Source organism: Geobacillus sp. LYN3 (assembly GCF_003064505.1).
Classification (GTDB): Bacteria; Bacillota; Bacilli; order Bacillales; family Anoxybacillaceae; genus Parageobacillus_B; species Parageobacillus_B toebii.
Genome location: NZ_QCWL01000001.1, coordinates 1,160,227 through 1,164,524 on the forward strand (window position 1 = coordinate 1,160,227; position 4,298 = coordinate 1,164,524).

Annotated in this window: 5 protein-coding genes; 4 read left to right on the top strand and 1 reads right to left on the bottom strand. The window is 45.2% G+C overall.

Features of this window, described 5'->3' with window-relative positions; translation table 11 throughout:
• The first annotated feature begins 15 nt into the window (after window positions 1-15).
• The gene (gene moaA / locus DCC82_RS06065; protein WP_108430282.1) at window positions 16-1,038 is read left to right on the top strand and encodes a GTP 3',8-cyclase MoaA; all 1,023 of its coding nucleotides are present in this window, start codon (window positions 16-18) and stop codon (window positions 1,036-1,038) included.
• A 50-nt stretch (window positions 1,039-1,088) separates the two neighbouring features.
• Here moaA and ric read toward each other — a convergent pair whose 3' ends face one another.
• Complete coding sequence (ric, locus tag DCC82_RS06070) at window positions 1,089-1,799, bottom strand: iron-sulfur cluster repair di-iron protein (RefSeq protein ID WP_012749417.1); 711 nt, start codon at window positions 1,797-1,799, stop codon at window positions 1,089-1,091.
• A 443-nt stretch (window positions 1,800-2,242) separates the two neighbouring features.
• Between ric and DCC82_RS06075 the strand changes: the two genes are divergently transcribed.
• From DCC82_RS06075 to DCC82_RS17990, 3 genes are all read left to right on the top strand, one after another.
• Entirely contained in the window at window positions 2,243-3,502 is a 1,260-nt protein-coding gene (locus DCC82_RS06075) for a molybdopterin molybdotransferase MoeA (RefSeq protein ID WP_097354207.1), read from the top strand.
• A complete protein-coding gene (gene mobB, locus DCC82_RS06080) occupies window positions 3,499-4,008 on the top strand; it encodes a molybdopterin-guanine dinucleotide biosynthesis protein B (protein WP_097354208.1) in 510 nt (169 codons plus the stop codon). The genes DCC82_RS06075 and mobB overlap by 4 nt, the downstream gene beginning before the upstream one ends.
• The coding region (locus tag DCC82_RS17990) for a molybdenum cofactor biosynthesis protein MoaE (protein ID WP_233252936.1) at window positions 4,005-4,298 on the top strand (294 nt) is incomplete at its 3' end. The genes mobB and DCC82_RS17990, both read left to right, overlap by 4 nt.

A 4,298-nucleotide genomic window follows, 5' to 3' on the forward strand; every position in this document is an offset into this window, starting at 1 on the left:
AAAGGAGGAGGCGGTATGGGAAAAGGTCAATCGGTGATTGCCGACCAGTGGAACCGTCCGCTTCGCGATTTGCGCATTTCAGTAATAGACCAGTGCAATTTCCGATGCGTATATTGCATGCCGGCAGAAATATTTGGACCGAATTTCCGTTTTTTGCGTGAAGACGAATTATTAACGATCGAGGAAATGGTGCTGCTTGCGGAAAGTTTTGCGGAACTTGGGGTGGAAAAAATTCGCATCACCGGGGGAGAACCGCTGTTAAGACGCGACTTAGACTTATTAGTAGAACGGCTGGCGCACATTTCCGGCATTCGCGATATCGCTCTTACTACGAATGGGATTCATTTAGTGAAATGGGCAAAACGTTTGAAAGAAGCGGGGCTCAAGCGCGTCAATGTCAGCCTGGACGCGTTAGATGACGAAGTATTTAAAAAGATGAACGGGGTTGGCGTCGGGGTTAAGCCGGTGTTAAAAGGGATTGAAGCAGCGCGGGAAGCGGGGCTTGGCGTCAAAGTGAACATGGTCGTCAAAAAGGGAATGAACGACTCGCAAATCATTCCGATGGCGAACTATTTTAAAGAACGAGGCATTACCCTCCGCTTTATTGAATATATGGACGTCGGCACGACAAACGGCTGGGATTTTTCCCATGTGGTAACGAAAAAAGAAATGTATGAACGCCTGCAGCAAATGCATCCGCTTGAGCCGGTGGAAAAAGCCTACTTCGGCGAGGTGGCAAGCCGCTACCGCTATGTTGGCACGAACGTGGAAGTCGGCTTTATCGCTTCGGTGACCGAATCGTTTTGCCAAAGCTGCACCCGGGCGCGCATTTCCGCCGGTGGCACGCTATATACGTGCTTGTTTGCTGCAAGCGGCGTTTCGTTAAAAGAAAAACTGCGTTCCGGGGCCGATAAAGAAGAAATAAAGAAAATGATTGCATCGACATGGAACATGCGGACAGACCGCTACTCGGATGAACGGACGGAGCAAACAGCAAAAACGCGGAAAAAAATTGAAATGTCTTATATTGGCGGATAAACAAACCGGACTCGCTCGTTATCGTGAGCAGTCCGGTTGTGGTTTATTTATTAGGATGTTTCTGTTTCATGAAGAATGCGCGGAAATAAAATGTTATTTTCCAAATGAATATGTTCCAATAAATTTTCCTCAAGAGCTTCTAATCGATTGTAGACAAGCCGGTACGTCCGGCATGCATCTTCTGGCGGGGTGAAGTCATTTGTAATCTCACGAATCGTTTTGATGATATCGCCAGCAACATCATGTTCATTGATAAGTTCGCGAATTGCTTGTTTCATCGTTTCTCTGTTTTCTGGAGTCGGAGTTTCTTCAAATTGTAAAATAAGCGGGAAAGCATGAGTTTCTTCTTTGATCGTATGCTGCTCGAGTTCTGTTTTCAGCTCGTTAAACAACTTATGAATTTGTGCTAGATGCGGGTGATGCGCCCCATGAACGCGAAGCACTTTTGTTACGTAAGGGCTAAGATTAGGCAATTCTTCCGCCAGGTAACGGTGATGTTTTTGGATAATATGGTCGATCAGTTCACTATAAGAAGCTTCCGACCAATTTTTTTCATCTTTTTCAAGTGATTGTGCATAAAGAGTATTTAATTGTTCTAGTATCGCTTTGCCATCTAAGTTTCGTTCTTGTATCGCTTCTTTTAACGGACGCTGTCCACCGCAGCAAAAATCAATTTTGTATGCTTTGAAAATATCGCTTGCTTTTGGAAACTGTGCTACGATATCACCGATGATCGATTGTTCTGTAAACCGTTTTTCCATGATCGGTAACCTCCATTTATAAATTGTTACAACTTAAGCATATTTCCTTTCCTTTTTCTATGTCGTGATGTACATCACACATATGAATAGATTTTGAACAAATGATGTCGAATGACGAATGGAGTGAAAAAATGTGATTAACATCACAACTAGCTTTTGTTCGTTTTCGTACAATAGGAAACAAGAAGGAATGGAAGAGGAGATATGCAATGTTTCCGTTACTACAACATCGGCAGTTTGAAATAGAAAAAACGTATAAAAGAATTAGAACAACAGCTCATCGAAACAATGAAGCAGCATGAAGTCGTAAACAGCCAACATAGTGTGTTGGGAGAATTAGTTGAAAAAATGAAGAAAAAGGTTGATAATGTCAATAACATTGGAACAAAGAATGCATGAATTACAAAAATGGCAATCAATATGGCGGGAAGAGGGATAAAATCATGGTGGAAAAACGAACTCCTATTCCGGTAACAGAGGCAATTCAAAAAGTAATGAAGTATGCGGGAACAGGAGAAGCAGAAACGGTTCCATTAGAAGAGGCATACGGACGGTATTTGGCGGAAGAATTGCGTGCTGATCATGACGTTCCGCCGTTTGATCGTTCTCCTTATGACGGCTTTGCGATACGTGCTGTTGACTCCGCTGCGGCAAAGCTTGACAATCCGGTAGAATTTGAAGTGATTGAAACGATTGGAGCGGGACAAGTAGCGGCGAAAACTGTTCAGCCATTTCAAGCGGTGCGCATTATGACAGGAGCGCAAATTCCAGATGGATGCGATGCGGTTGTCATGCTGGAATTAGCGAAACAATATGAGCGCGATGGAAAAACATATATGTCGATCAAACGCCCCTTTCAACCGGGAGATAACATTTCGTTCCAAGGAGAAGACGCGAAAAAAGGAGATGTGCTCGTCCCAAAAGGAACGTTTATCAATCCAGGTGTGCAAGCATTGTTAGCAACATTCGGGTATGCTCGGGTGAAAGTCGCGAGAAAACCGCGAATTGGCATTTTCGCGACAGGCAGCGAGCTTTTGGACGTATCTGAGCCGCTCGTTCCCGGAAAAATTCGCAACAGCAACGCCTATATGATTCAGGCGCAAGTAGTACGCAGCGGCGCGGAGCCAGTTTATTTTGGAAAATTAGCCGATGATGTGGATACATGTTTTACAGCAATACAAAAGGCGCTGCCACAAGTTGATTTTCTCATCACAACGGGCGGCGTTTCGGTTGGGGATTACGATTATTTGCCGGCCATTTATGAACGCCTTGGGGCAGAAGTGTTATTTAATAAAGTCGCGATGCGTCCGGGAAGCGTGACGACGGTTGCGCAGCTCAATGGAAAACTGTTGTTTGGTCTATCTGGCAACCCTTCGGCATGTTACGTTGGATATGAGTTGTTTGTACGTCCGGCCGTACGGACGCGTCTATTTTCGCCAAAACCGTATTTACGGAAAGCGACGGCAACGTTGATGGCAGACTTTCCTAAACCGAATCCGTTTACCCGGTTTGTTAGAAGTTATGTGGCGGTCGAAGATGGCCGGTTAACCGTGTCGCCTGTTGGGACAGATAAATCGAATATAGTCACATCGCTGGCAAAAGCAAATGCGCTGATGGTGCTGCCTGGAGGGACGCGAGGATTTGCAAAAGGGGATACCGTCGATGTATGGCTGCTAGAAGATGAGGAAGGAAGTGACATATGAACGTTTGGCAAGTGGTTGGCTATAAAAATAGCGGCAAAACGACGCTTATTGAAAAATGGATAAAAATCGCGGCAGCCGAAGGATATCGTGTCGGAACAGTGAAACATCACGGACACGGCGGTTATCCTGAAAGAAACGATTCCTATACGGATTCAAAGCGCCACGAGCAGGCGGGAGCAGTTGCCGTTTCAGTGGAAGGCGGCGGTTTGCTCGAGCTTCACGCATGGCAGCCCGTGTGGTCGCTCGGGCAAATTTTATCATTATATGAACTTTTGCCGCTTGATTTCGTGCTTGTCGAAGGCTACAAACATGAATCATATAAAAAGGTTGTGATGCTGCGAAACGAGGACGATTGGGATTCGCTGTCACAGTTGTCTAATATTATTGCCGTTATTACGTGGGAATCTTCTTCGCGGCTATCTTTCATTCCATATCCTTTATTTTTCATCAATGATGAGGAAAGTTATTTACATTGGTTAATGAATGAGGTGAGAAAAAACGAATGAAGGAACGCCTTTTTATGATTACGGACAAGCCGATTTCCATTGAGAATGTGGTAAAAAAAGTAATGCGCCCCGAAGCCGGAGCGGTGACCACGTTCATGGGAACGGTGCGCGAATGGACAAACGGAAAGCGGACCTTATTTTTACAATACGAAGCGTACGTATCGATGGCGGAAAAAATGCTAGAACAAATCGGGGAGGAGATTCGAGAAAAATGGCCAGAAACGAAAGTGGCGATTACGCACCGAATCGGCAGGCTGGATATCGGCGATATCGCTGTCGCCATCGCCGTT